The 24,633-nt window shown below is 72.2% G+C and carries 18 protein-coding genes; 16 read left to right on the plus strand and 2 right to left on the minus strand.

Going from position 1 to position 24,633, the window contains the following annotated elements:
- Positions 1-12 precede the first annotated feature (12 nt).
- The 6 genes from SXIM_RS18045 (at position 13) to SXIM_RS18070 (ending at position 7,571) form a co-directional block, all read left to right on the plus strand.
- Positions 13-762 carry a prepilin peptidase gene (locus SXIM_RS18045; RefSeq protein WP_030728302.1) on the plus strand — a complete coding sequence of 250 codons (750 nt, stop codon included), beginning with the start codon at positions 13-15 and terminating at the stop codon, positions 760-762.
- 274 nt (positions 763-1,036) lie between these two features.
- Positions 1,037-1,795, plus strand: a complete 759-nt coding sequence (locus SXIM_RS18050) for an isoprenyl transferase (RefSeq protein ID WP_030728299.1) — start codon at positions 1,037-1,039, stop codon at positions 1,793-1,795.
- Positions 1,796-2,119: 324 nt separating this feature from the next.
- Positions 2,120-3,454 carry an RNA 5'-3' helicase PhoH2 gene (gene phoH2 / locus SXIM_RS18055; RefSeq protein ID WP_030728297.1) on the plus strand — a complete coding sequence of 445 codons (1,335 nt, stop codon included), beginning with the start codon at positions 2,120-2,122 and terminating at the stop codon, positions 3,452-3,454.
- A gap of 403 nt (positions 3,455-3,857) precedes the next feature.
- Positions 3,858-4,571, plus strand: coding sequence for an aggregation-promoting factor C-terminal-like domain-containing protein (locus SXIM_RS18060; RefSeq protein WP_030728296.1), 714 nt, complete (start codon positions 3,858-3,860; stop codon positions 4,569-4,571).
- Between the two features lie 160 nt (positions 4,572-4,731).
- Positions 4,732-6,243 (plus strand): AI-2E family transporter, encoded by a 1,512-nt coding sequence (locus tag SXIM_RS18065; protein WP_046724683.1) that lies wholly within the window; start codon positions 4,732-4,734, stop codon positions 6,241-6,243.
- Between the two features lie 308 nt (positions 6,244-6,551).
- A complete protein-coding gene (locus SXIM_RS18070) occupies positions 6,552-7,571 on the plus strand; it encodes an endonuclease/exonuclease/phosphatase family protein (protein ID WP_107073942.1) in 1,020 nt (339 codons plus the stop codon).
- 78 nt (positions 7,572-7,649) lie between these two features.
- On the opposite strand, the gene SXIM_RS18075 is transcribed toward SXIM_RS18070, so the two are convergent.
- Positions 7,650-9,410, minus strand: coding sequence for an alpha/beta hydrolase (locus tag SXIM_RS18075; RefSeq protein WP_420707213.1), 1,761 nt, complete (start codon positions 9,408-9,410; stop codon positions 7,650-7,652).
- A gap of 296 nt (positions 9,411-9,706) precedes the next feature.
- On the opposite strand from SXIM_RS18075, the gene SXIM_RS18080 reads away from it, so the two are divergent.
- The 5 genes from SXIM_RS18080 to SXIM_RS18100 all read left to right on the plus strand — a co-directional run bounded on the left by SXIM_RS18080 (position 9,707) and on the right by SXIM_RS18100 (position 15,335).
- The gene (locus SXIM_RS18080; RefSeq protein WP_030728284.1) at positions 9,707-11,149 is read left to right on the plus strand and encodes a catalase; all 1,443 of its coding nucleotides are present in this window, start codon (positions 9,707-9,709) and stop codon (positions 11,147-11,149) included.
- A gap of 107 nt (positions 11,150-11,256) precedes the next feature.
- Complete coding sequence (locus SXIM_RS18085; RefSeq protein WP_030728281.1) at positions 11,257-11,781, plus strand: PadR family transcriptional regulator; 525 nt, start codon at positions 11,257-11,259, stop codon at positions 11,779-11,781.
- A complete protein-coding gene (locus SXIM_RS18090; RefSeq protein ID WP_046724684.1) occupies positions 11,778-12,455 on the plus strand; it encodes an ABC transporter ATP-binding protein in 678 nt (225 codons plus the stop codon). The genes SXIM_RS18085 and SXIM_RS18090 overlap by 4 nt, the downstream gene beginning before the upstream one ends.
- Complete coding sequence (locus SXIM_RS18095; protein WP_030728275.1) at positions 12,452-14,836, plus strand: FtsX-like permease family protein; 2,385 nt, start codon at positions 12,452-12,454, stop codon at positions 14,834-14,836. Before SXIM_RS18090 ends, SXIM_RS18095 begins: the two co-directional genes overlap by 4 nt.
- 94 nt (positions 14,837-14,930) lie before the next feature.
- On the plus strand, positions 14,931-15,335 hold the full coding sequence (locus SXIM_RS18100; RefSeq protein ID WP_030728273.1) for a cytidine deaminase family protein: 405 nt from the start codon (positions 14,931-14,933) through the stop codon (positions 15,333-15,335).
- Between the two features lie 19 nt (positions 15,336-15,354).
- Here the strand turns inward: SXIM_RS18100 and SXIM_RS18105 are convergent, their stop codons facing one another.
- Positions 15,355-17,154 carry a hypothetical protein gene (locus tag SXIM_RS18105; protein ID WP_030728270.1) on the minus strand — a complete coding sequence of 600 codons (1,800 nt, stop codon included), beginning with the start codon at positions 17,152-17,154 and terminating at the stop codon, positions 15,355-15,357.
- 82 nt (positions 17,155-17,236) lie between these two features.
- On the opposite strand from SXIM_RS18105, the gene SXIM_RS18110 reads away from it, so the two are divergent.
- From SXIM_RS18110 to SXIM_RS18130, 5 genes are all read left to right on the plus strand, one after another.
- A complete protein-coding gene (locus SXIM_RS18110; protein WP_053116242.1) occupies positions 17,237-18,610 on the plus strand; it encodes a serine/threonine-protein kinase in 1,374 nt (457 codons plus the stop codon).
- A 50-nt stretch (positions 18,611-18,660) separates the two neighbouring features.
- On the plus strand, positions 18,661-20,340 hold the full coding sequence (locus tag SXIM_RS18115; protein WP_030737537.1) for a fumarate hydratase: 1,680 nt from the start codon (positions 18,661-18,663) through the stop codon (positions 20,338-20,340).
- A 135-nt stretch (positions 20,341-20,475) separates the two neighbouring features.
- A complete protein-coding gene (locus tag SXIM_RS18120; protein ID WP_030737535.1) occupies positions 20,476-21,873 on the plus strand; it encodes a class II fumarate hydratase in 1,398 nt (465 codons plus the stop codon).
- A 41-nt stretch (positions 21,874-21,914) separates the two neighbouring features.
- The gene (gene fomD, locus SXIM_RS18125; protein WP_046724685.1) at positions 21,915-22,616 is read left to right on the plus strand and encodes a cytidylyl-2-hydroxypropylphosphonate hydrolase; all 702 of its coding nucleotides are present in this window, start codon (positions 21,915-21,917) and stop codon (positions 22,614-22,616) included.
- Positions 22,617-22,722: 106 nt separating this feature from the next.
- Entirely contained in the window at positions 22,723-24,621 is a 1,899-nt protein-coding gene (locus SXIM_RS18130) for an ATP-binding SpoIIE family protein phosphatase (protein ID WP_078846969.1), read from the plus strand.
- Positions 24,622-24,633: the final 12 nt, after the last annotated feature.

Raw genomic sequence — 24,633 nt, forward strand, 5'->3', positions numbered from 1 at the left:
ACGCTCAGCCGGGTGCACCCGCTGTTGATCCTCGCCGCCGCCGCGTACGGAGCCCTCACCGGACCGCTGCTCGCCCGGCCCCGCTACCGGCTGTCCGTCGAGCCGGAGGAACCCTGGCGCTCCGCCTGCCCGGCCGGCCACCCCCTGCCGCCCGCGGCCCAAGGCGGCTGGCTCGGCACCGCACGCTGCCCGCACTGCCCGCCCGCCACTCGCCGCTACGGGACGGGCGCCGGGGCGCTCACTGTCTGGACCGCGCTGGTCTGCGCCGCCCTGGCCGCCGCCACCGGGCCGCACCCCGAGCTCGTCGTCTGGCTGCTCGCCGCGCCGGCCGTCGTGCTGCTGGCCGCCGTCGACCTCTCCGTCCAGCGGCTGCCCGACCCGCTCACCCTCCCGCTGGCCGCCGCCCTGCCCGTGGCCCTCGGCGTGGCCGCGCTGTCCGGTTCCGCCACCGGCAGTTGGCCCCGTGCCCTGCTCGGCGGGCTCGTCCTGGGCGCCGTCTACTTCGTGCTCTTCCTGATCAATCCGCGCGGCATGGGCTTCGGCGACGTCAAGCTCGCCGTCCCGCTCGGGGTCGCCATGGGCTGGTACGGCTGGGACGTGATCTTCTTCGGCACCTTCACCGGCTTCCTGTGCGCCGCCGGATACGGCCTGATCCTGATCGTCGCCCGCCGGGCCACCCGCAAGACGGCCGTGCCCTTCGGGCCCTTCATGGCCCTGGGCGCCCTCGTCGCCCTCCTCCTGGGCGCCCTTGCCGCCGCCTGACCCGGCCCGGCGCCCGTCGGCCCGCCGACCGGGACGGATCACCGCGCCACGCCTGAATCCGGCCCACTGGCACACAGCGGCCTCTTCCATGCGTTACGGTGGAATACCCCCCCTCGGGCCGGTCCGTATCCCCCCCACGGACCGGCCCGCTTTCTGTTCCGGCGCCGAGCTGTCCTACAGTGCTGGTTCCGACGGGGCAGGGTGTGCGAGGGGATGCGGCGTGGCAAAGCAGGAACAGGGCCGAGGAGGGATCTTCGGCAGGGTCCGGAACAAGATCCGCCGCGGGTTCGTACGGCTGTACGCCCACCGGGTGGAGGGCAAGCTCGGCAACGCGGAGGGCGTGCCCAAGCACATCGGCGTCATCCTGGACGGCAACCGCCGCTGGGCCAAGGCCGCTGGCGGCACCACCAAGGAGGGGCACGAGGCGGGCGCCGCCAAGATCCAGGAGCTCCTGGGCTGGTGCGCCGAGACCGACGTCGAGGTGGTCACCCTGTGGATGCTGTCCACCGACAACCTCGCCCGCCCCGCCGACCAGCTCGACCCGCTGCTGACCGTGGTCGAGGGCGCGGTGCGTGACCTGGCCGCCGACGGGCGCTGGCGGGTGCACCATGTCGGTGCCCTGGACGTGCTGCCCGAGCGCACCCGCAGCGTGCTCCAGGAGGCCGAGGAACTGGCCGGAAAGCGCGAGGGAATACTGGTCAACGTGGCCGTCGGCTACGGCGGCCGGCAGGAGATCACCGACGCGGTCCGTTCGCTGCTGGCCAAGCGGGCCGCGGAGGGCCAGGACCTGGCCCAGGTCGCCGAGTCGCTGGGCGTCGAGGACATCTCCGAACATCTGTACACCCGCGGCCAGCCCGACCCCGACCTGGTCATCCGTACCAGCGGCGAGCAGCGGCTCTCCGGCTTCATGCTCTGGCAGTCGGCCCACTCGGAGTACTTCTTCTGCGAGGCGTACTGGCCGGCCTTCCGCAAGGTCGACTTTCTGCGGGCGCTGCGTGACTACGCCGCCCGGCACCGCCGCTACGGCGTCTGATCCGGGCGGTTCATCCGGTATTACCCTCTCGTACCTTCGTTCACCACCCCATGTCCGCCGAGCGGGCATGGGGTGGTGCCGTCCGAGGGGTTGTCCGCATGAGATGCGGAGGCAGCGGGCATATTCATCGCGGACCGGGCGTCAGCCCCGTCCGCCGGGAGGCCCGTTTGCGTACCACGGACATGGACCAGGGCCGGTGCCCGGCCCGTGCGTGCATGGCTCCCATGGAGGCCACGGGCCGTCAGCCGGCCAGCAGACGCCCGGCGTCGCACGTACCAGCGGCGCCGCGTCTTCCACACCTCTCCCGAGGGGGTTCGTCCACACGTGGTGACCAGCAAGAAGCGCCTCAGCGAGCGGCGCATGTACGTCCTCGACACCAGTGTCCTCCTGGCCGACCCATCAGCGATGACCCGTTTCGACGAGCACGAAGTGGTGCTCCCGGTGGTCGTCATCACCGAACTGGAGGCCAAGCGCCACCACCCGGAGCTGGGGTACTTCGCCCGCCAGGTGCTGCGTCGGCTGGACGAGTACCGGGTGCGGTACGGCCGCCTCGACCATCCCCTGCCCATCGGTGACCTCGGCGGTACCCTGCGGGTGGAGCTGAACCACTCGGATCCGGCCATTCTGCCGCCGGCCATGCTGACCGGCCGCGGGCAGTTGCTGGACAACGACACCCGCATCCTGGCCGTGGCCCGCAATCTCCAGGCGGAGGGTCACGATGTGACGGTGGTCTCCAAGGACCTGCCGCTGCGCATCAAGGCGTCCTCGGTCGGTCTGGCCGCCGAGGAGTACCGCGCGGAACTGGCCATCACCGATTCCGGCTGGACCGGGATGATGGACATCACGATGCCCGGCGAGAGCGTGGACGAACTGTTCGCCTCCGAGAGCGTCTTCGATCCGCAGGCCGCCGAGCTGCCGGTGCACACCGGTCTGGTGATCTCCTCCGAGCGCGGCCGGGCGCTGGGCCGGGTGGCGCCCGAGGGCCGGGTGAAGCTGGTGCGCGGGGACCGGGAGGCGTTCGGTATCCACGGCCGCAGCGCCGAGCAGCGGGTCGCCCTGGATCTGCTGCTCGACCCGGACGTCGGCATCGTGTCGATGGGCGGCCGGGCCGGCACCGGCAAGTCGGCGCTGGCGCTGTGCGCGGGCCTGGAGGCGGTCCTGGAGCGCCGCCAGCACCGCAAGGTGATGGTGTTCCGGCCGCTGTACGCGGTGGGCGGCCAGGATCTCGGCTACCTGCCGGGCACCGAGGCCGAGAAGATGAACCCCTGGGCGCAGGCCGTCTTCGACACCCTCTCGGCGGTGACGACCCGTGAGGTCATCGAGGAGGTGGTGGCGCGCGGGATGCTGGAGGTGCTGCCGCTCACCCACATCAGGGGCCGTTCGCTGCACGACGCGTTCGTCATCGTCGACGAGGCCCAGTCGCTGGAGCGCAACGTGCTGCTGACGGTGCTCTCCCGGATCGGTCAGGACTCCCGGGTGGTGCTCACCCACGACGTGGCGCAGCGTGACAACCTGCGGGTGGGGCGGTACGACGGTGTGGTGGCGGTGGTGGAGAAGCTCAAGGGGCACCCGCTGTTCGCGCACGTCACCCTGACGCGCTCCGAGCGCTCCCCGATCGCCGCGCTGGTGACCGAAATGCTGGAGGAGGGGCGGGTTTAGCCCCCGGCCACGCTGGGTGTTCCGTCCGTGCGGCCGCTGTTGTTCACCGGCCGCCGGGCGGAACGCAAGCCCCCGTTCGACTGGAGTGCGTGTGACCTTTCCCACATCGAGCTGAATTGCTTACCGCTCCCCGTTTCCGGCAGTGTGTGCGTCTGTCAGGCCCCGCATACGGCACTGCCGCACCGCCATCGGAGCGGCGCAGTACAGAGTTTGACAACTGAACAGCCGTCAGCCGTATGCCGCCCGCAGCACCACGCGGGGTCCCGTGCCAGCAAGGGCGGGGGATTCCGCCGGGCCCGTGCCTTCTGTGACCCGCTGGTCCGTTCAGCGGTGAAGGCCCGCGTCAGGGGCACGATTGCGCCCGTGGGGGTCACCCACGCGGGCGATGGTGGAAGGAAACCGTGTGAGCCGGATTTCGGTCCGGGGATTCGCCGTGGCGTCTGCTACCGCGGTCACAACCGTCGGTGCTGCCGTCGGTGTTGCCTCGGGAGACGAGCAGGGCGGCGTCAGCGACATCGAGTTCGCCGCCGCCGACGCGACGCTGCTGGCGGACATACCCGCTGCCCCGAATGCCCAGCTGCACACCGCGTCGCTGGTCCAGCAGGCGGAGTCGCAGGCGGACGTCGCCGACGTCCAGACCCGTAAGGCGGCCGAGGAGGCCGCCCGGGTGCAGGCCGCCTCGGATGCCCAGGAGCGGCGCGAGCGTGCCGAGCAGGAGGCCAGGGAGCAGGCGGAGCGCGAGGCGGAGGAAGAGCGCCAGCGCGAGGCGGCGGAGGCCGCCAGCAGGGCCGCCTCACGGGCTTCCGCGCCCGTCCAGTCCTCGTACAGCAAGGCGGAGATCCAGGCGATCGCCCGGGACATCGTGGCGGCCGACCAGTTCCAGTGCTTCTCCACGATCGTGGAGCGCGAGAGCGGCTGGAACCACACCGCCACCAACCCCTCCTCCGGCGCGTACGGCCTGATGCAGGCGCTGCCGGGCACGAAGATGGCCTCGGCCGGCGCCGACTGGCAGACCAACCCCGCCACCCAGATCCGCTGGGGTCTGAACTACATGAACGAGCGCTACGGCAGCCCGTGTGGCGCATGGGAGTTCTGGCAGGTCAATCACTGGTACTGACCCTTCCGTCAGTCCCCGGCGAACAGCGTTCACGGGATCCCCGCACCGGCTTCGGTGCGGGGATTTCCGCTTTCGTGAGGGGACCCTCCTTCCGGCGGGCGCGCAGGGTAACGTCAGGGCGCGGACCGCGGTGCGAAAACTGGGGGAAGAGGGAAACGGGATGTCTGGAGTGAGCCGGTTCAAGACCGGCCTGGCGCGGCTGAACTCGCGCGTGTCGGCCTATCGGGCCGCCGCGGAGCGCGAGATTCAGCGCCGGGAGCGGGAGGCGGAGGAGCGGGTCGCGGGGCGCGCCGAGGACGGCGGGGGTGGGTACGAACATCTGGAGGCGCGGGTCCGGCGGACCGTGGCCCCGGATGTGCCGGGGCTCGTCGAGGGCCCGCCGGCCGGTGAGGGCGGGGCCTCCGCCGGGAGCGGTGCGGGGGCGAGCGCGGGCGGCCACGGCGGGGGAGCCGGGCCGGGCGACGCGCAGCCGCCGGCCACCCCTGAGCGTCCGGCGCCCGATGCCGTGATCCCGTGGGGCGTCCGGGTCGCGGCCGAGGCCGGCTGGCGGATCCTGGTGCTGGCGGCCGTGGTGTGGGTGCTGATCCAGGTGGTGTCGGCGATCAGCCTGCTGGTGATCGCGTTCGCCGCCGGGCTGCTGGTCACCGCGCTGCTCCAGCCGTTCGTGGGGCGGCTGAAAAGGCTCGGGGTGGGGCGCGGGCTGTCCACCGCGATCGTCTCCATCGGCGGCTTCCTGGTGATGGGCGGCGTCGGCTGGTTCGTGGTCTGGCAGGTCATCGAGAACACCGACCGGCTGGTGGAGCAGGTCCAGGACGGCATCGACCAGCTGCGCGACTGGGTGCTGCAGCTGCCGTTCGGGGTGACCGAGGAGAACATCAACGAGACCGTCGACAATCTCAACAGCTGGATCACCGATCACAGTGACGAGCTGACCTCGGCCGGTCTGGAGGGCATCAACTACCTCACCCAGTTCCTGTCCGGCGCCGGTGTGGCGCTGTTCGTGACGCTGTTCCTGCTCTACGACGGACGCGGGGTGTGGTACTGGTTCCTGAAGCTGGTGCCGGCCCAGGCGCGCGAGGGTGTGGCGGGCGCCGGGCCGCGGGCGTGGATCACGCTCACCGGCTATGTGCGCGGCACGGTGCTGGTGGCGCTGATCGACGCGCTGGGCATCGGCATCGGGCTGTTCGTGCTGGAGGTGCCGATGGCGGTGCCGCTGGCCGTCATCGTGTTCCTGTCGGCGTTCGTGCCGCTGGTCGGCGCCATCGCCTCGGGCGCGCTGGCCGTGGTGGTGGCGCTGGTGACCAACGGCCTGTTCACGGCGCTGATGGTGCTGTGCGTGGTGCTGCTGGTGCAGCAGGTCGAGGGGCACATCCTCCAGCCGTTCATCCTGGGCCGGCTGGTGAAGGTGCATCCGCTGGCCGTGGTGCTCGCGGTGACCGCGGGCACGCTGCTGGCCGGTATCCCGGGCGCGGTGGTGGCCGTGCCGCTGGTCGCGGTGGCCAACACGGTGGTCGGCTATCTGCGTGCCTATCAGGCGGAGGCCGATCTGCGGAACGGTCCGTCGGGGGCGACCATAGCGCCGCTGGCGCCGGTGCGGCCGGCCCCACCGGTGAGCGCTCCGGGGGACGAGCTCGGCGGCGCCGGACGCGACGGCGACCGGCCCCGGGACTGACCCGGGACTGACCCGGGACGGACTTGGGACGGGGTGCGACGGCCCCTCTCTCCCGGATGGGTGGATCACCCGCTTCCCCCGCCGAAGGCTGGGGGGAGCGGTCCCGGCTCCGTCTCCGGGCCGCCCGGCCCGGACCGGGCGGCATCGCGTCGGCCTGTCCCCACGGCCGCGGGCGGCGGATCACGTCAGCCCCTGCACCACAGGACCGATGATCAAGCACGCTCCGCGCGTCACCCGGCGCAGACCCCGCCTGCCACGGCAGACACCGGTGCGGTGGCGCCCGCTCACGCGCGGGACCGGACGAAGGGATGACCGTGCCGGAGGAGACCGGGGCGGATACGCCGACGCCGAAGAAGACCTGGCGCCCGCTGACGTGGTGGCTGGGCGAGGATGCCCGGGGCCGGTCGGTCTGGGGCCGGGGGCGGGTGCTCGCGGCGCTGGCGGTGCTGACGGGCGGACTGTTGGCGTTCCCCGGCGCCGTCCCCAACACACCGGGCCGTCTTGGCAGTCTGCTGGAGTCCTTCCTGCCCTGGCTCGGCCTGGTGATCGTGGTGCTGTTCGGTCTCGCGGTGCTGCGGCGTTCTGCCACCGCGCTGATCGCTGTGCTGCTGCCGGTGGTCGCCTGGGCCTCTCTCTTCGGCGGGCTGGTCCGGTCGGCGCAGGCCGGTGACGCCGATCTCGTCGTGGTGCAGCACAACGTGAGCGACGAGAACGAGGACCCGGCGGGCGCCGCCCGCGCCCTGGTGGACGCGGGGGCCGATCTCATCGCGCTCCAGGAGCTGTTGCCCTCGGCGTTGCCCGTCTATCGGGAGGAGCTGGCCGCGCGGTATCCGTACCACGAGGTCCGGGGCACCGTGGGGCTCTGGTCCGTCCACCCGCTGAGCGGCACCCGGGTCGTGGACATCAAGCCCCGGGACATCGAGGAGTACTGGAGCCGGGGGATGCGGACCGTGGTCCACGCGCCACAGGGCGAGTTCGCGGCGTATGTCGCGCATCTGCCGTCGGTGCGTCTGGGGGGCGGCGGGTTCGCGTCCGCCCGGCGTGACGAGAGCGCCGAACGGCTGGCGCGGGCCATCGAGGCCGAGGAGCAGGCCCGGGTGGTCCTGCTGGGCGACCTCAACGGCACGGTCGAGGACCGTGGCCTGGCGCCGCTGACGTCCCGGCTGAACGTTCCGGAGAGCGGCTTCGCCTTCAGCTTCCCCGCGTCCTTCCCCGTGGCCAGGATCGACCAGGTCATGGCGCGCTCCGCGACGGTCTCCCGTATTCACACGCTGCCCGCTGTCGGCAGTGACCATCTGCCGGTGGTCGCCCAGCTCCGGTGGGAGTGAGCGGCACCGTGCGGCGTTGACCGCACAGTGCTCCGGCCCGGGTGCCGGGGCCGGCCGCGGGCGCGCCGGGGAGACCCGCTACCCGGCCCAGCCGTGCTGGGGTGGGTGGCGCGCTTCGAGCAGGACGCTCAGGGCGTCCGTCAGCGGCTGGCTCCATCCTTCCGAGGGCGCGATGTACGCCCAGGCGTCGACCGGGTTGGAGCCGTAGCGGTGGCCGTGCGGCGCGGGCGACCCGTACGAGACGGCCATGTCGACCGTCGTCTGCCAGAAGGTGACGAACGGGAACCAGTCGATCTGCGAGGTGACGTCCGGGCCCAGCGGCTCGTTCATCCATTCGGGCCGCTGGAAGAGCAGATCGGGTGACCACCACACGACCGGGTCGGAGGCGTTCTGGAGGTAGATCACCCGCGGTTCCTCCCAGGGGCCCGGTTCCAGCAGCAGGTCCCGCTCGGGGAACTGGGCGAACCGTACGTGCCTCCCGCCGTCGTACACCGGGCGCCACACGGGGCTGCCGGGGTCGCGGCCGGCGGTGAGTTCGCTGTGGAGCGGGGAGAAGTCGGGCGGGCCGACCAGCAGCGCGCCGTCGGTGCGGGCGAGCAGATCCTCCAGGCCGTCGAAGGCGTCCTCGATGGCGGTGACGGCGAGGGACTCGCCGAAGACGACGAGCTTGGGGCGGTTGTCCTCGGGCAGCTGTGACCAGTGCTCCCACACGGCGTCCACCAGTTCGCGGGTGGCGTTGCCGGCCTCCTCGCGGTCCACCACGAACGAGGCCCAGCTGGGGAGGTAGGAGTACTGCATGGTGACGACCGCGGTGTCGCCGCCGTGCATGAACTCCAGCGCCTCCACCGTGGTGGGGTTGATCCAGCCGGTGCCGGTGGTGCCGGCGATGGCGAGCACCTCGCGGTCGAAGGCCCCGGTGCGCTCCAGTTCCCGCACGGCCAGCGCGGCGCCGTCCGGGTACGCGCCGTAGGCGGCGCGGCCCACGTACACCCGGATGGGCGGCTGGGCGGGGCGCCCGGTGAACTGGGTGATCTCCTCGGTGGACAGCACCGTTCCGGTGAAGGTGCGGCCCTTGTTGCCGAGGTCCTCCCAGGAGATCAGCGAGTCGGGGCTGCCGGAGACCATGGGGGAGTACGGGCGCATCACGCCGTCGTCGGTGCTGCGGTCCTTGGCCGCGGAGAGCCGGTCGGCGATGGTGAGTACGCCGCGGTCCCACACCACGTCGCGGGTGCCGTAGACCACGATGAGGCTGGTGAGGGCCAGGCCGAGGGCGACGGCCAGCGGCCAGGGCACGAAGCGGTTGAGCCAGCGGGTGATCAGGCGGGTCAGCAGCCGGATGGCGCGGGCGACGGCCACGAAGAGCACCAGCACACCGAGCGAGATCAGCGCGATCATGAGGGAGTGCCAGGTCAGGGTGGGTGGCAGTTCCTGGAGCCGGCGCAGTTCGCGCTGCATGTCGGCGCTGCGGCCGAGCATGATCGCGACCGCGAACGGGAGCAGCAGTTCGTACCCCAGCCAGGCGCGGGCACGAAGGCGGGGGCTGGGCTGCCAGGGCAGTAGCCGGTAGAGCGAGGAGACGGTGGAGCCCAGGCCGTAGCCGATGGCGGCGGTGATGCCGCCGATGGCGCCCTGGTAGTACCAGGGGCGCGGCACCAGGGAGGGGGTGAGGGAGAGCCAGAAGAAGAAGGTGGCGACCAGGCAGGCGGTGAGGTCGGGCCAGCGGCGCATCAGCCATTCGGAGCTGGGCCGGTCCCAGTAGGGCTTGCGGGCGTAGCCGAGGGCCAGGTCCGTGGTGCGGCGGGTGGCGGTGTGCAGCGCGGCGCCGGCGCGTTCGGCCACGGTGAATGGGGGTGCGGGAGGGGCGGGAGAGGTGGCCGGGTCCGCTGGGGCTGCGGGCTGCGGGGTGCCCCCGTCGTCGCCGTCCCCCGAGGTGTGCTGCATTGTCTGTCTCCGACCGCTCCCTATGGCGTGACTCCCCGTGTCCACGCGCCAGTGGGACAGACGCAGCGGTAATGGGCCGAGTTGCTTGCTTCCGCGTTGAACAAACTACAGGTCTTGACGGAGTCCAATCGGTTGCCGATGCGACGGGACCGCGATTCGCTGGTCGGGACCCGCAGTCGGGAGGAGGCTTCGCCATGGACCACACCACCAACAACGCCGGCGTACCGGTGGAGAGCGACGAGCACTCACTGACGGTTTCGCCGGACGGTCCCGTCCTGCTCCAGGACCACTATCTGATCGAGAAGATGGCGCAGTTCAACCGGGAGCGGGTGCCGGAACGGGTGGTGCACGCCAAGGGCGGCGGCGCGTACGGCACCTTCACGGTGACCGGGGACGTGAGCGAGCTGACCCGGGCCGACCTGTTCCAGCCGGGGCGGCGCACCCGGATGCTGGCGCGGTTCTCGACGGTGGCGGGGGAGCAGGGCAGCCCGGACAGCTGGCGGGACCCGCGCGGCTTCGCGCTGAAGTTCTACACCCAGGAGGGGAACTACGACCTGGTCGGGAACAACACTCCGGTGTTCTTCGTCCGCGACCCGCAGAAGTTCCAGGACTTCATCCGCTCGCAGAAGCGTCACCCGGGCAGTGGATTGCGCGACCACGACATGCAGTGGGACTTCTGGACCCTGTCGCCGGAGTCGGCGCACATGGTCACGTGGCTGATGGGCGACCGGGGCATCCCGCGCACCTGGCGGCACATGAACGGGTACGGCTCCCACACCTACCTGTGGGTGAACGCGGCCGGCGAGCGGCACTGGGTGAAGTACCACCTGAAGACGGACCAGGGCATCGACTTCCTCACCCAGACGGAGGCGGACGAGCTGGCGGGCCAGGACGCGGACGCGCACCGCCGCGACCTGTACACGGCGATCGACCGCGGCGAGGCGCCGACCTGGACGATGTACGTGCAGGCGATGCCGTTCGAGGACGCGCCCGACTACCGCTTCAACCCCTTCGACCTCACCAAGGTGTGGCCGCACGGCGACTACCCGCTGATCGAGGTGGGCCGGATGCGGCTGGAGGAGAACCCGGAGGACTACTTCGTCCACATCGAGCAGGCCGCCTTCGAGCCGTCCTCGCTGGTGCCGGGGATCGGGCCCTCGCCGGACAAGATGCTGCTGGGCCGGCTGTTCTCCTATCCGGACACCCACCGCTACCGCATCGGCCCCAACTACGCCCAGCTGCCGCCGAACCGTCCGGTCGTCCCGGTGCGCTCGTACGCCAAGGACGGCCCGATGCGCTACGAGCCGGCCAGGACGGCGGCACCGTACGCGCCGAACTCCTACGGTGGCCCGGCCGCCGACACCGCCCGGTACGGGGAGCCGGCCGGCTGGCGGACGGCGGGCGAGATGGTGCGGGCCGCGTACACGCTGCACTCCGAGGACGACGACTTCGGGCAGGCCGGGACGATGGTGCGCACCGTGCTGGACGACGCGGCCAGGACGCGTCTGGTGAGCAATGTGGCCGGCCATCTGAAGGAGGACGTGAGCCCGCCGGTGCTGCGCCGCGCGCTGGACTACTGGCGCAGCGTCGACGCCGCCATCGGGGACCGCATCGCGGCGGAAGTCAACGGCGCTTAGCCCATTCGGGGTTGGTGCTGCGCAGGGCCCTTGATCATTGATGCAGGTCAAGGGCTATGCAATCTGGGTATACACGCGGTTTATACGTGGTGTGTATAGTGACGGCCATGTCCATCGGTCACACCCTGCTCGCGCTCCTGGAAGCCGGCCCCAGACACGGCTACGACCTCAAGCGCACCTTCGACGATCACTTCGGCCAGGACCGCCCGCTGCACTACGGGCAGGTCTACTCCACGATGTCCCGGCTGCTGAAGAACGGCCTGGTCGAGGTCGACGGCATCGAGGCGGGTGGCGGACCCGAGCGCAAGCGCTACGCCATCACCGACGCCGGCATCACCGACGTCGACGCCTGGCTCGGCACCCCCGAGAAGCCCGAGCCCTACCTCCAGTCCACGCTCTACACCAAGGTCGTCCTCGCTCTGCTCACCCGGCGCGACGCCAACCGGATCCTGGACACCCAGCGTGCCGAACACCTGCGGCTGATGCGGCAGCTCACCCGGCGCAAGAGCAGCGGCGACCTCGCCGACCAGCTCATCTGCGACCACGCCCTGTTCCATCTCGAAGCCGATCTGCGCTGGCTCGAAATGGCCGCCGCACGCCTGGAACGGCTCGCCAAGGAGATCCACCCGTGACAGCCCTGCTCACCGCGAACGACCTGCACAAGTCCTACGCCAGCACCCCCGCCCTCGCCGGCGCCGACTTCTCCATCGACGCCGGCGAAGTCGTCGCCGTCATGGGCCCCTCCGGATCCGGCAAGTCCACCCTGCTGCACTGCCTGGCCGGCCTGGTCCCGCCCGACCAGGGCACCGTCCGCTACCAGGGCCGCGACCTGGCCGCCCTCTCGGACGCCGAACGCAGCGCCCTGCGCCGCGCCGACTTCGGCTTCGTCTTCCAGTTCGGCCGGCTCGTCCCCGAACTGAGCTGCGTCGAGAACGTCGCCCTCCCGCTGCGCCTCACCGGCACCAAGCGCAAGGAGGCCGAGGCCCGCGCCACCGAATGGCTCGCCCGCCTGGAAGTGGACGACGTACGCCACCACCGCCCCGGGCAGGTCTCCGGCGGCCAGGGCCAGCGCGTCGCCGTCGCCCGTGCCCTCGTCAACAACCCGCGGGTGGTCTTCGCCGACGAGCCCACCGGCGCTCTCGACTCCCTCAACGGCGAACGTGTCATGCAACTGCTCGTCGAGGCCGCCCAGGAGTCGGCCGCCGCCATCGTCCTGGTCACCCACGAATCACGGGTCGCCGCCTTCTCCGACCGCGAGGTCGTCGTCCGTGACGGCAAGGCGCGCGACATGGCGGGGGCGGCATGACAACGCCGGTCTCCGTGTGGACACGGGATCTGCTCATGGGCGTCCGGTTCGCCGTCGCCGGCGGCCGGCCCGGCTGGGCCCGCACCACCCTCACCGCCATAGGCGTCGGCCTCGGCGTCGCCCTGCTGCTGTTCGCCGCCTCCGCGCCCAGCGTGCTCCAGAACGTGGACAGCCGCGCCGACGCCCGCGTACCGATCTGGTACGAGGACCTGGCGCCCGGTCCCGACACCCTGCGCTACGAGAGCATCCCCACCGTCTACCACGGGGCGCAGGTCACCGGCATGCTCCTGCAGCCCGACGCGGGCGAGGCCACCACGGCCACCCCGCCCCCGGGCGTCGCCGCCTTCCCGGCACCCGGCGAGATGGTGGTCTCCCCGGCCCTGAAGCGCCTCCTGGACTCCTCCGGCCACGAGGTCCTGCGGGAACGGCTCGCCGGGTACGAGATCACCGGCACCATCGGCGACGCCGGACTGCGGGGCCCGGCCGAACTCGTCTTCTACATGGGCACCGACACCCTCACCGACGCCGCCGCCGACGGCACGCCGCACCACAACCGCACCGACGCCTTCGGCGCCAGCTACCCGCCCACACCCCTGAGCCCCATGCTGATCCTGCTCATCCTGGTGATCTGCGTGGTGCTGCTCATGCCGGTGGCCGTCTTCATCGCCACCGCCGTACGGTTCGGCGGCGAACGCCGCGACCAGCGTCTGGCCGCCCTGCGCCTGGTCGGCGCCGACCGCTCCGGCACCCGCCGCATCGCCGCGGGGGAGGCGCTGGCCGGTGCTCTGCTCGGCCTCGCGGTCGGCCTGCTGTTCTTCCTGCTGCTGCGCCAGGCCGCCTCCCACATCACCCTCGCCGGGACGAGCGCCTTCCCCGCCGACTTCGTGCCCAGCGCGCCGCTGGCCGTCCTCATCCTGGCCGCCGTGCCGCTGTCCGCCGTCCTGGTCACGCTGTTCGCACTGCGCGGCGTCGCCATCGAACCCCTGGGCGTCGTCCGGGAGTCGGCCGACCGCCCCCGGCGGCTGTGGTGGCGGCTGGTGCCGGCCGCACTGGGCCTCATGCTGCTGCTCCCGCTGGCCGGTGCCTACTCCGCCGGCAGCGGCGGGGCCCGCGAACTCCAGGCCGGCGCGGGCATCGTCCTGGTCCTGGTCGGCGCCACCGCCTTCCTGCCGTGGCTCGTGGAACGCGGCGTCGCCGCCTTCCGCGGCGGCCCCGTCTCCTGGCAGCTGGCCGTCCGCCGGCTCCAGCTGGGCAGCGGCTCCGCCTCCCGCGCGGTCAGCGGCATCACCGTCGCCGTCGCCGGGGCCATCGCCCTGCAGATGCTGTTCGGCGGCGTACAGGCCGAGGAGAGCGGCCCCACCGGTTACGACACCGACGAGGCCCAGATCCAGGTCGTCTCCTCCGGCATGACCGCCGAGAGCAGCACCGGGATGCTCGGCGAACTCTCCGGCACCCAGGGCGTGCTGGACATCTTCGGCAGCTACTCCGGCTACGCGGTCCGGCCCGAGGACCGCCAACTGCCCGGCGAACTGGTGGCCCCCGGCGTGTACATCGCCGACTGCACCACCCTGCGGAAGATGGCCGACCTCCCCGACTGCGCCAACGGCGACGTCTTCCTCGCCGCCGACCCCGACGACCCGGGGGAGGGGACCTTCCCGCTGCCCGGCCCCGGCGACACCGTCGACGTGAGCGTCGACGCCGACGGCGCGGCCTGGGACCCGGACCGCGCCGGGCCCGACCTGTGGACCGTCCCGGACGACGCCCTCCGTGTCGATTCCGTCGGCGACCCGCTGGGCCGCTGGGCCCACGGCATCCTGGCCACCCCCGGCGCGCTGGACGGCTCACGCTTCGGCGGCGGCTTCACCGAAGTGCTGATCAACGTGGACCCGGACGACCGGGTCGACACCGTCGAGCGGCTGCGCACCGTCCTGTTCGGGATGCCCGAGCGCCCCGCGCTGTGGGAGATCCAGTCGGCGTGGACCTCCGACGAGTTCGCCTCTATCCAGCGCGGGCTGCTCATCGGCTCGATCGCCGTGCTCGCCCTGATCGGGGCCAGCATGATCGTCTCCCAGCTGGAACAACTGCGCGAGCGCAAGCGGCTGCTGGCCTCCCTGGTGGCCTTCGGCACCAAACGCACCACGCTGAGCGCCTCCGTGCTGTGGCAGACCGCCGTCCCGGTGGCCCTGGGCCTGACCGTGGCCAGCGTCGCCGGTACGGTGCTGGGCTTCGTCCTGATGCGGATGGTGGGCCTGCGGGTCACCGACTGGTTCGGCTTCCTGCCCATGGCGGCGGCCGGACTCGTGGTGATCGCCGTGGTCACCCTGGCCAGCATGCCGCTGCTGTGGCGGCTGATGCGGCCCGAGGGGCTCCGGACGGAGTGACCGGCTGAACCCCGCGCCGGGCCGGGCCACCACGCGTGCGAGCACACCGAAAACGCGTGGTGGCCCGGCCCGTGCCGCCGGTACGGTGCCGGCCATGCACCGCGAGCTGATCGACGAGGCCCTGGCCGCCCTGCGCCCGCACCGGGCAGGGGACCGGCTCTTCGGCAATGTGGCCAGCGTGCTGGTCACCGACACCGGAGCGCACCACCGGGGCGTGTGTATCGACACCCCGTGCGGCACCGGCTTCTGCGCCGAACACGCCGCCATCGCCGCCATGGTGACGGCCGGCGAGTACCGCATCGCCGACATTGTCGCCGTGTGGCGCGACGAGACCACCGGCCGCCCGCACGTGCTGCCCCCGTGCGGGCGCTGCCGCGAGTTCATCCGGCAGATCGACCCCGCCAACATCGACACCCGGGTCATCCTCGGCCCCGACCGCTCGGCGCCGCTGCGCGACCTGCTCCCCGCCCACGCGTGGCCCGAACCGCTGACGGACTGAAGCCCGACGCCCGCGCCGCTCAGTGGGCCGCCGGGGCCCGGGACTCCATCTGGCGCCACAGCTCGACGGCCGCGTTCAGCCGCCGCGCCCGTTCCCGTATCGCCGCGACGTCGTCCCAGGTCACCGCGTCCGCGTGAGCCTGGAGCAGCCGTTCGTGATCGGCGCGGATGCGCTGCAGCACCCGCACCTGCCGCGGTGAGGTACGGGGCATCGGCAGCCCGGCCAGCACCTCGTCCAGCCGCTCCAGATCGTTCCGCGCCGCGCGCGCGGGGATCTCCGCCCGCTCCCGCTCCCTCGCCAGTTGCTCCGGTGTCATCCGGGCGACCTTCCTGGCGCGCGCCGCCGCGGCGCGTATCCGGCGGCGGCGCGGGAACAGCACCCGGACCAGCAGGTTGGCCGTGGACAGCACGCTCAGCGCGACGACGGCCAGCACCACCCAGGTGGTCGGGCTCCAGCCGCCCCCCTCGCCGGTCTCGGCGTCCGCCCCCTCATCGGCCTCGTCCGCCCCGGGCACGGCGGCCGCCGGAGCGTCCACCAGTTCCAGCAGCGCGTCCAGCGAGGCCGCCACGAATCCTTCCCCGGACTGCTGTGTCCCCCACGCCCGCTGGGCGAGGCCGTCGTCACCGGACACCGACACGGCCGAGACGCGTCCCCCGTTGTACGTGTCGACCCGGTACACCACCATCCGCTGCTCCGGCGCGTCCGCCCAGTCGACCTGCCCGGCCAGCATCCCCGCCGGCTCGGCGTCGTCACCCGACCACGGCGTGTCCTCGCCGAGTTGCAGTTCCAGCACGCTCTCCGGCAGGAACGCCACCCGGACCGGGGTGCCCGCCCCGGACAGCGCCGCCGCGTACTCCGCCTCCGCGTCGAAGCCGGGGATCCCCGGATGCACGTACAGCGCCTGCTCCCCGAGCACGCCGGCCGCCTCCGTCAGCAGGTCGGTGTCCGACAGCACCGAGGCGAGCAGCGCCAGCCGCCCCGGCATCTCCGCCACCGGGACCGAGGTGATGGCACTCGATCCCACCACGCTCACCAGATCGCTGATCGTGTACGGCACGCCGGGACCGGTGGCCATCACCGCCGAGAAGTCGTCGTCCTGCCACTGGAGCAGCAGCGCCGCCCCGTCGTCCGGGAGGTCCTCGGCCAGGGCCGCCATGGTGTCCTCGGTCCGCCCGCTGACCCCCGACACCAGGGCCACCCGCAGCTGCGGCACCCCGGCGAACACCGACTCCAGCATTGCCTCGTCCAGCGAGGGGAACGCCTCGGTCACCGCCGGGTCCACGAAGAACCGTGTGTCGCCGTCCGCCAGTGCGTGCACCCCGGTCGACACGTCGCCGTCCAGCGCGTCGGGCAGGCTCAGCAGCACATTTCCGTTGCCGATCCCGACCCGGGCCATCTCCTCGTCGAACAGGTCCCACTCGTCCAGGGAGATGCCCACCGTGGTGCGCTGCTCACTGCGGTCGGGGCTGTCGCTGGTGGCGCTCCGCGTCTCGCTGTGCACCATGTACACGCCGGGCTCGCCGATCTCCGCCGCCAACTGCTGCGCCGCCGCCCCGTCCTCGCCGATCTCCTCGGTCACGAAGGCGATCCGGAAGGTGGTGTCCGTCCGCTCGTAGCGGGCCCGCAACAGCTCGACCAGCTGTGGGTCGGCGCCCTGGTAGTCCTCGGCCACCCACACCGTCTCGCCGTCCGCGAGCGCCGCGATGGCCTCCTCCAGCTGCCCTGCCGCCCTGGCCGGCGGCGCGGTGAGCAACCCGAACAGCATCAGCACGCCCAGCAGGCCCGCGAGCCGCGCTCTGCGCCCGGCGGTGGTCCTCATCCCCGTCCCCCTGTCCGCGATGTCCTGTGGAATGCTATGCCCGCCAACTGACAGCAGGGCACGGACGGGGGACGGGAACCGTATGGCGGTCGGGGATCTTCTGGACGGCCGGTACCGGCTGGTGCGCAAGCTCGGCGAGGGCGGCATGGGCCAGGTGTGGCAGGCCCACGACGAGCGGCTGCGGCGCGATGTCGCCATCAAGACCGCCACCGACGGCGCGGACAGCGCGCTGGTGCGCCGCCTGGAGCGGGAGGCGATGGCCATCGCCCGGCTCGCCCACCCGCACATCGTCACTGTGCACGACATGCTCACCGGCGAGTTCGAGGGCGGCTCGGCCGTCATGCTGGTGATGGAACTGGTGCCGGGGGAGTCCCTGGACCGCACGCTGGCGAACGGCCCGCTGCCGCTGGACCTGGCCCTGGAGTGGGGCGCGCAGATCGCCGACGCGCTCTCGGCGGCGCACGCCCCGGGCGTCGGCATCGTGCACCGCGACCTCAAGCCGGCCAACGTGATGATCACCCACCAGCGGGTCAAGCTGCTGGACTTCGGCATCGCCCACCTCGCCGAGGGCATCGACGAGGGCCGGCGCACCTCCCTGACCGCCACCGGCACCGCCATCGGCACCCCCGACTACATGGCCCCCGAACAGTGCACCGGCGCCGAGATCACCGCCGCCACCGACGTGTACGCGCTGGGCTGTGTGCTGTTCACCATGCTCACCGGGCGCACCGTCTTCCCGCCCGGCGGCACCGTGATGCAGGTGATGTACCGGCAGGTCAACGAGGCGCCCCCGCAGCGGCCCGGCGAGCTGCGCCCCGGGCTGCCGGCGGACGTCGACGCGCTGGTGCTCGCCCTGCTGGCCAAGGACCCGGCCGACCGCCCCAAGGGCGCCGCCGCCGTACGCGACCGGCTGCGCGAGCTGGCCCGCCCCCAGAGGACCCCCGAGCCGAAGCCCGACCCGCGGGTGAGCACCCCGCACACCGTCCGGCTCACCCCGCCCGCACCGGCCCCCTCCGAGCCCACCGACCGGGTGCCCACGGGGTACGACCGGGACGCACCCGCCACCCCGCCGACCACCCCGCCCCACTCGCCCGCCCCCTCCGTCCAGGACACCCCGCCCGCGAGCTCCCCGCGCGAGGACGTGCCGGAGCCGCAGCCGGAGGCCTCCCCGCCGCGCCCCGCCGACGAGCTGCGCGCCCGCACCCGCGAGGCCCAGGCCGCCCAGCAGACCGGCAACTCGGCAGCCGCCGCGGAACTGTGGGCCGCCCTCATACCCCGCCTCGCCGAGTACTACGGCCCCGACGGCTGGCCCACCGAACGCGCCTGCGTCCAGCTCGGCCTCATCGGCCACCACACCACCACCGCCATCGCCCGGGACCTGGAGGGCCGCTACGGCTCCCGCCGCACCCGCCGGGCCCGCAAGGCCCTGGCAGGACGACCCATCCCCCTGGAGTGAGAACCGGGCCCCGTACCCTGGAAAGGCTGTACCGCCCCGGCCCTGTGGAGATGACGATGTCTGCCAGTCCCGCGTTCCAATACACCGACCTGCTCCCGGTCGGCGCGGACGACACCCCGTACCGTCTGGTCACCGCGGAGGGGGTCAGCACCTTCGAGGCCGGTGGGCGCACCTTCCTCCAGGTCGAGCCGGAGGCGCTGCGGCGGCTCGCCGCCGAGGCCATGCACGACATCTCGCACTATCTGCGCCCGGAGCACCTGGCCCAGCTGCGGAAGATCCTGGAGGACCCCGAGGCGTCGCCGAACGACCGCTTCGTGGCGCTCGACCTGCTGAAGAACGCCAACATCGCCGCCGCCGGCGTGCTGCCCATGTGCCAGGACACCGGCACCGCGATCGTCATGGGCAAGCGCGGCCAGCAGGTCCTCACCGAGGGCGAGGACGCCCGCGCGCTCTCCCGGGGCATCTTCGACGCCTACACCAAGCTGAACCTGCGCTACTCCCAGATGGCGCCGCTGACCATGTGGGACGAGAAGAACACCGGCTCCAACCTGCCGGCCCAGATCGAGCTGTACGCCGAGGACGGCGACGCGTACAAGTTCCTGTTCATGGCCAAGGGCGGCGGCTCGGCGAACAAGTCGTTCCTCTACCAGGAGACCAAGGCGGTGCTGAACGAGGCATCGATGATGAAGTTCCTGGAGGAGAAGATCCGCTCCCTGGGCACCGCCGCCTGCCCCCCGTACCACCTGGCCATCGTGGTCGGCGGCACCTCCGCCGAGTACGCGCTGAAGACCGCCAAGTACGCCTCCGCGCACTACCTGGACGAGCTGCCGGCCGAGGGTTCGCCCACCGGCCACGGCTTCCGTGACCGTGACCTGGAGGAGAAGGTCTTCGAGCTGACCCAGAAGATCGGCATCGGGGCGCAGTTCGGCGGCAAGTACTTCTGCCACGACGTGCGCGTGGTGCGGCTGCCCCGGCACGGCGCCTCCCTTCCGGTGGCCATCGCGGTCTCCTGCTCCGCCGACCGCCAGGCCAAGGCCAAGATCACCGCCGAGGGCGTCTTCCTGGAGCAGTTGGAGACCGACCCGGCGCGCTTCCTGCCGGAGACCACGGACGAGCACCTCACCGAGGACGAGGTGGTACGGATCGACCTCACCCGGCCGATGGACGAGATCCGCGCCGAACTCAGCAAGCACCCGGTGAAGACCCGCCTCTCGCTGACCGGGCCGCTGGTGGTGGCGCGGGACATCGCGCACGCCAAGATCAAGGAGCGGCTGGACGCGGGCGAGGAGATGCCGCAGTACCTGCGCGACCACGCCGTGTACTACGCGGGCCCGGCCAAGACCCCCGAGGGGTACGCCTCGGGCTCCTTCGGTCCGACCACGGCCGGCCGCATGGACTCCTACGTGGCGCAGTTCCAGGCGGCGGGCGGCAGCCACGTGATGCTGGCCAAGGGCAACCGCTCGGCCCAGGTGACGAAGGCGTGTGCCGCGCACGGCGGTTTCTACCTCGGCTCCATCGGTGGCCCGGCCGCGCGTCTGGCGCAGGACTGCATCAAGGCGGTGGAGGTCCTGGAGTACGCGGAGCTGGGCATGGAGGCGATCTGGAAGATCGAGGTGGAGGACTTCCCGGCGTTCATCGTGGTGGACGACAAGGGCAACGACTTCTTCACCGACCCGACCCCGGACCAGCCGTTCATCACGAGCATCCCGGTGGGCGGCCCGCGCGGCTGACCCCGCCGGGCGGGAATTCCGGTGCGCGCCCCGGGTGCGCACCGGTACCGCCCCCTCCCCGGGCCGGCTCGGCGACACGATCCGGGGGCTGCCCGACGCACCAGGGGTTCCTGCTGGGCGCGTTAGCTTGGGGGCATGAGCGACTTCAGCGGTGAGTTCCGGGTCGAGCACGATTCCATGGGGGAGGTGCGGGTCCCGGCCGGGGCGAAGTGGCGGGCCCAGACGCAGCGGGCGGTGGAGAACTTCCCGATCTCCGGGCACCGTCTGGAGCGGGGGCACATCGCGGCGCTGGCCCGGATCAAGGCGGCGGCCGCCACCGTGAACGTACGGCTCGGGGTGCTGGATCCGGACATCGGCGCGGCGATCTGCGCCGCCGCCGACGAGGTGACGGCCGGAACGTGGGACGACCATTTTCCGGTGGATGTCTTCCAGACCGGCTCCGGCACCTCGTCGAACATGAACATGAACGAGGTGCTCGCCACGCTCGCCACCGAGCGGCTCGGCCGGCCCGTTCACCCCAATGACCACGTGAACGCCAGCCAGTCCTCCAACGACGTCTTCCCCTCCTCGATCCACATCGCCGCCACGGCCGCCGTGCTGGAGGACCTGATCCCGGCGCTCGGCGTGCTGGCCGCCGCGTTCGAGGACAAGGGCGCGGAATTCGCCGGGGTGGTGAAATCGGGGCGCACCCATCTGATGGACGCCACCCCGGTCACTCTGGGGCAGGAGTTCGGGGGATACGCGGCGCAGCTCCGCTACGGCCAGGAGCGGTTGCGCACCGCGCTGCCGCGACTGGCCGAACTGCCGCTGGGGGGTACGGCGGTGGGCACCGGGATCAACACCCCGGCAGGCTTCTCGGCCGCCGTCATCGAGGAGGTGGCCCGTACCACCGGGCTGCCGCTGACCGAGGCGCGGGACCATTTCGAGGCACAGGGCGCCCGCGACGGCCTGGTGGAGACCTCGGGCCAGCTGCGTACCGTCGCCGTCTCGCTCACCAAGATCTGCAACGACCTGCGCTGGATGGGGTCGGGCCCGCGCGCCGGGCTGGCGGAGATCAACCTCCCCGATCTGCAGCCGGGTTCCTCGATCATGCCGGGCAAGGTCAACCCGGTGATCCCGGAGGCCGTGCTGATGGTGTGTGCCCAGGTCACCGGCGCGGACGCCGCCGTCGCCGCGGCCGGCGCGGCGGGGAACTTCGAGCTGAACGTGATGCTGCCCGTGATGGCCAGGAATCTGCTGGAGTCCATCCGGCTGCTGGCCAACGCGTCCACCCTGCTCGCCGAACGCACCGTGGCCGGAATCACCGCCAACGCCGAACGCGCCCGCGAGTACGCCGAGTCCTCGCCGTCCGTCGTGACCCCCCTCAACCGCTATCTCGGGTACGAGGAGGCCGCCCGGATCGCCAAGCGGGCGCTCGCCGAACGCAAGACCATCCGGGAGGCGGTGCTGGACGGCGGCTACGTGGAGCGCGGTGAGCTGACCCTCGCGCAGCTCGACGAGGCGCTGGATGTACTGCGCATGACTCATCCTTGAGGGTGGCGCCTTGTCCCGGTCGCCCCGAATATCATGTGCCGATGACAGAACCAGTGCACGCTTGGCGACCAGGGGAACACATTCTGTGGCGTTACCGGGCGAACGCGGCGCCGGGTATTCATATCTGCCGCCCCGTCACCGTGGTCCGCGATGCGCCGGATCTGCTCGCCGTCTGGGTGGCACCGGGTACCGAATGCGTGCGCCCGGCGCTCGCCGACGGCTCCCCGGTCCACCAGGAGCCGCTGGCGACCCGCTACACCAAGCCGCGCATCACGGTGCGCGACCGCTGGTCGGGCACCGGGGTGCTCAAACTGGCCCGTCCCGGCGAGCCCTGGTCCGTGTGGCTTTTCTGGGATCGGGGGTGGCGCTTCAAGAACTGGTACGTCAATCTTGAAGAGCCCCTGCACCGGTGGTCGGGCGGGGTCGATTCGGAGGATCACTTTCTCGATATCGCGGTCTATCCCGACCGCAGCTGGGAGTGGCGGGACGAGGACGAATTCGCCCAGGCGCAGCTGGCAGGACTGCTGGACGCCGGTCAGGCGGAGCGGATCCGTGCGGCCGGCCAGGCGGCGACGCGCGTGATCGGGACCTGGGGGCGGCCGTTCAGTGAGAACTGGGAGTCCTGGCGCCCGGATCCGCGCTGGCGGAACCCCGCGCTGCCCCACGACTGGGACCGGACCGCGGTGCTCCCCGCCCCGTTGCGGGACGCGCACCCGGTGCCGCAGCAACCCAGAGCCTCTTGATGCACCCCCCGGCGTCAAACGTAGGATCGACCCCCACGACCGCTCCACCGCACAACATCCCCACTTCGCACGCCAGTTCCTCGCCCGGATGGATGGACATCCCCTCGTGACGGACCCGACCTCACCGCAGCCCGTGGCTCGCACGGCGGACGTACCCTCCCACGCCGGCTCCGCGGCGCTGCCCCACGCGCGCTCCGAGCCCGACCCGGCCGAACATCCACCGGTCCGACCGGACGCCGGGGGCGGTGGCGGCGGCGCGGGCACCGTGGGCAGTGGCTCGGGATCCATCGACCGGCTGCGGTTCGTCGGCGTCGCCACCCGGCGCATCGCCCGCGGCTCCGACGCCGACGAGATCATCCTGGGCCTTTGCCGGGCCACCGTGCCCACCTTCGCGGACGCCATCCTCGTCTACCTGCTCAACCCGCTGCCGGTCGGCGACGAACAGCCCCAGAACCCGTGGGTGTTCGTGCTGCGCCGCACCGACCGCATCCCGGACGAGCTGGCCTTCCGCGACGTCTCGGGCGGTCTGGCGGCCGATGGCGGCGGGGGTACGGGGTCGGCCGCCGTACTGCCGCTGCTGTCGGGCGCCCTCGCCCGGGTGGAACTGCGCGGCAACGGCCCGCTCGCCGAGGTGCTGCGCGGGGTGCGCCCCGTGTTCACCGACACGCAGGTCTCCCAGCAGGCACTGTCCGAACTGACCGGCGCCGAGACCCTGCCCGAGGAGCGGCACGCCATCCTCGCCCCGCTGCGCGGGCAGCGCCGCGTCATCGGCGCGGCCGTCTTCCTGCGCCGCCCGGACAACGACGCGTTCGAGAAGGACGACCTCCAGGTCGCCCAGCAGCTGTCCACCCACTCCGCGCTCGGCGTGGACAAGGCGATCCTGCACGGCCGCGAGGCGTCGATCGCCGACGAACTCCAGCGCACCATGCTGCCGGACGACCTGCCCCAGCCCACCGGCGTGCGCCTGGCCAGCCGCTATCTCCCCGCCGGGAAGACCGCCCGGGTCGGCGGTGACTGGTACGACGCGATCCCGCTGCCCGGCAGCCGGGTGGCGCTGGTGGTCGGCGATGTGATGGGCCACTCCACCACCTCGGCCGCCATCATGGGGCAGCTGCGCACCACCGTGCAGACCCTCGCCGGGCTCGACCTGCCGCCCCAGGAGGTGCTGCACCACCTGGACGAGCAGGCCCAGCGCCTGGGGGATGACCGCATGGCGACCTGCCTCTACGCGGTGTACGACCCGGTCGCGCACCGCATCACCGCCGCCAACGCGGGCCACCCGCCGTCGGTGCTGCTGCACCGCGACGGCACCACCGAGGTCGTCAACCTGGAGCCCAACGCCCCCATCGGCGTCGGCGGCGTGGACTTCCAGACCGTCGAGCTGCCCGCCCCGCCCGGCTCCACCCTGGTGCTGTACACGGACGGCCTGGTGGAGTCCCGTACCCGCGACGTGTGGACGGGTGTGGAGGACCTGCGCGAGAAGCTCACGGAGACGTGCTCGCTCACCCGGCCCGATCACTCGGCCCCGCTGGAGCCGCTGTGCGACGCCATCCTGGACATCGTGGGGCCCGGCGACCGTGACGACGACATCGCCCTGCTGGCCGCCCGCTTCGAGGGCATCGCGCCCGGCAACGAGGCGTCCCTGGAGCTGGAGCCGCGCCCCGAGTCGGTGCGGCACGCCCGCCGCCTGGTGCGCGATTCGCTCGCCGGCTGGGACCTGACCGAGCTGGAGGACGCCGTCGAGCTGCTGGTGTCCGAGGTGGTCACCAACGCCGTGCGGTACGCGGAACGCCCCGTGAGCGTACGGCTGCTGCGCACCGACGTGCTGCGCTGCGAGGTGGGCGACGACGTGCCGCAGCTGCCGCGCCTGCGGCAGGCGGGCCCGGCCGACGAGGGCGGGCGCGGGCTGTACCTGGTGCAGCGGCTGGCCCGCAAGTGGGGCGCGACGCGGCTGTCCACCGGCAAGCTGGTGTGGTTCGAGATGACGCTGCCCGGCCGGTCCTGATCAGGACCGGCC

Source organism: Streptomyces xiamenensis, from assembly GCF_000993785.3.
Lineage (GTDB): Bacteria > Actinomycetota > Actinomycetes > Streptomycetales > Streptomycetaceae > Streptomyces > Streptomyces xiamenensis.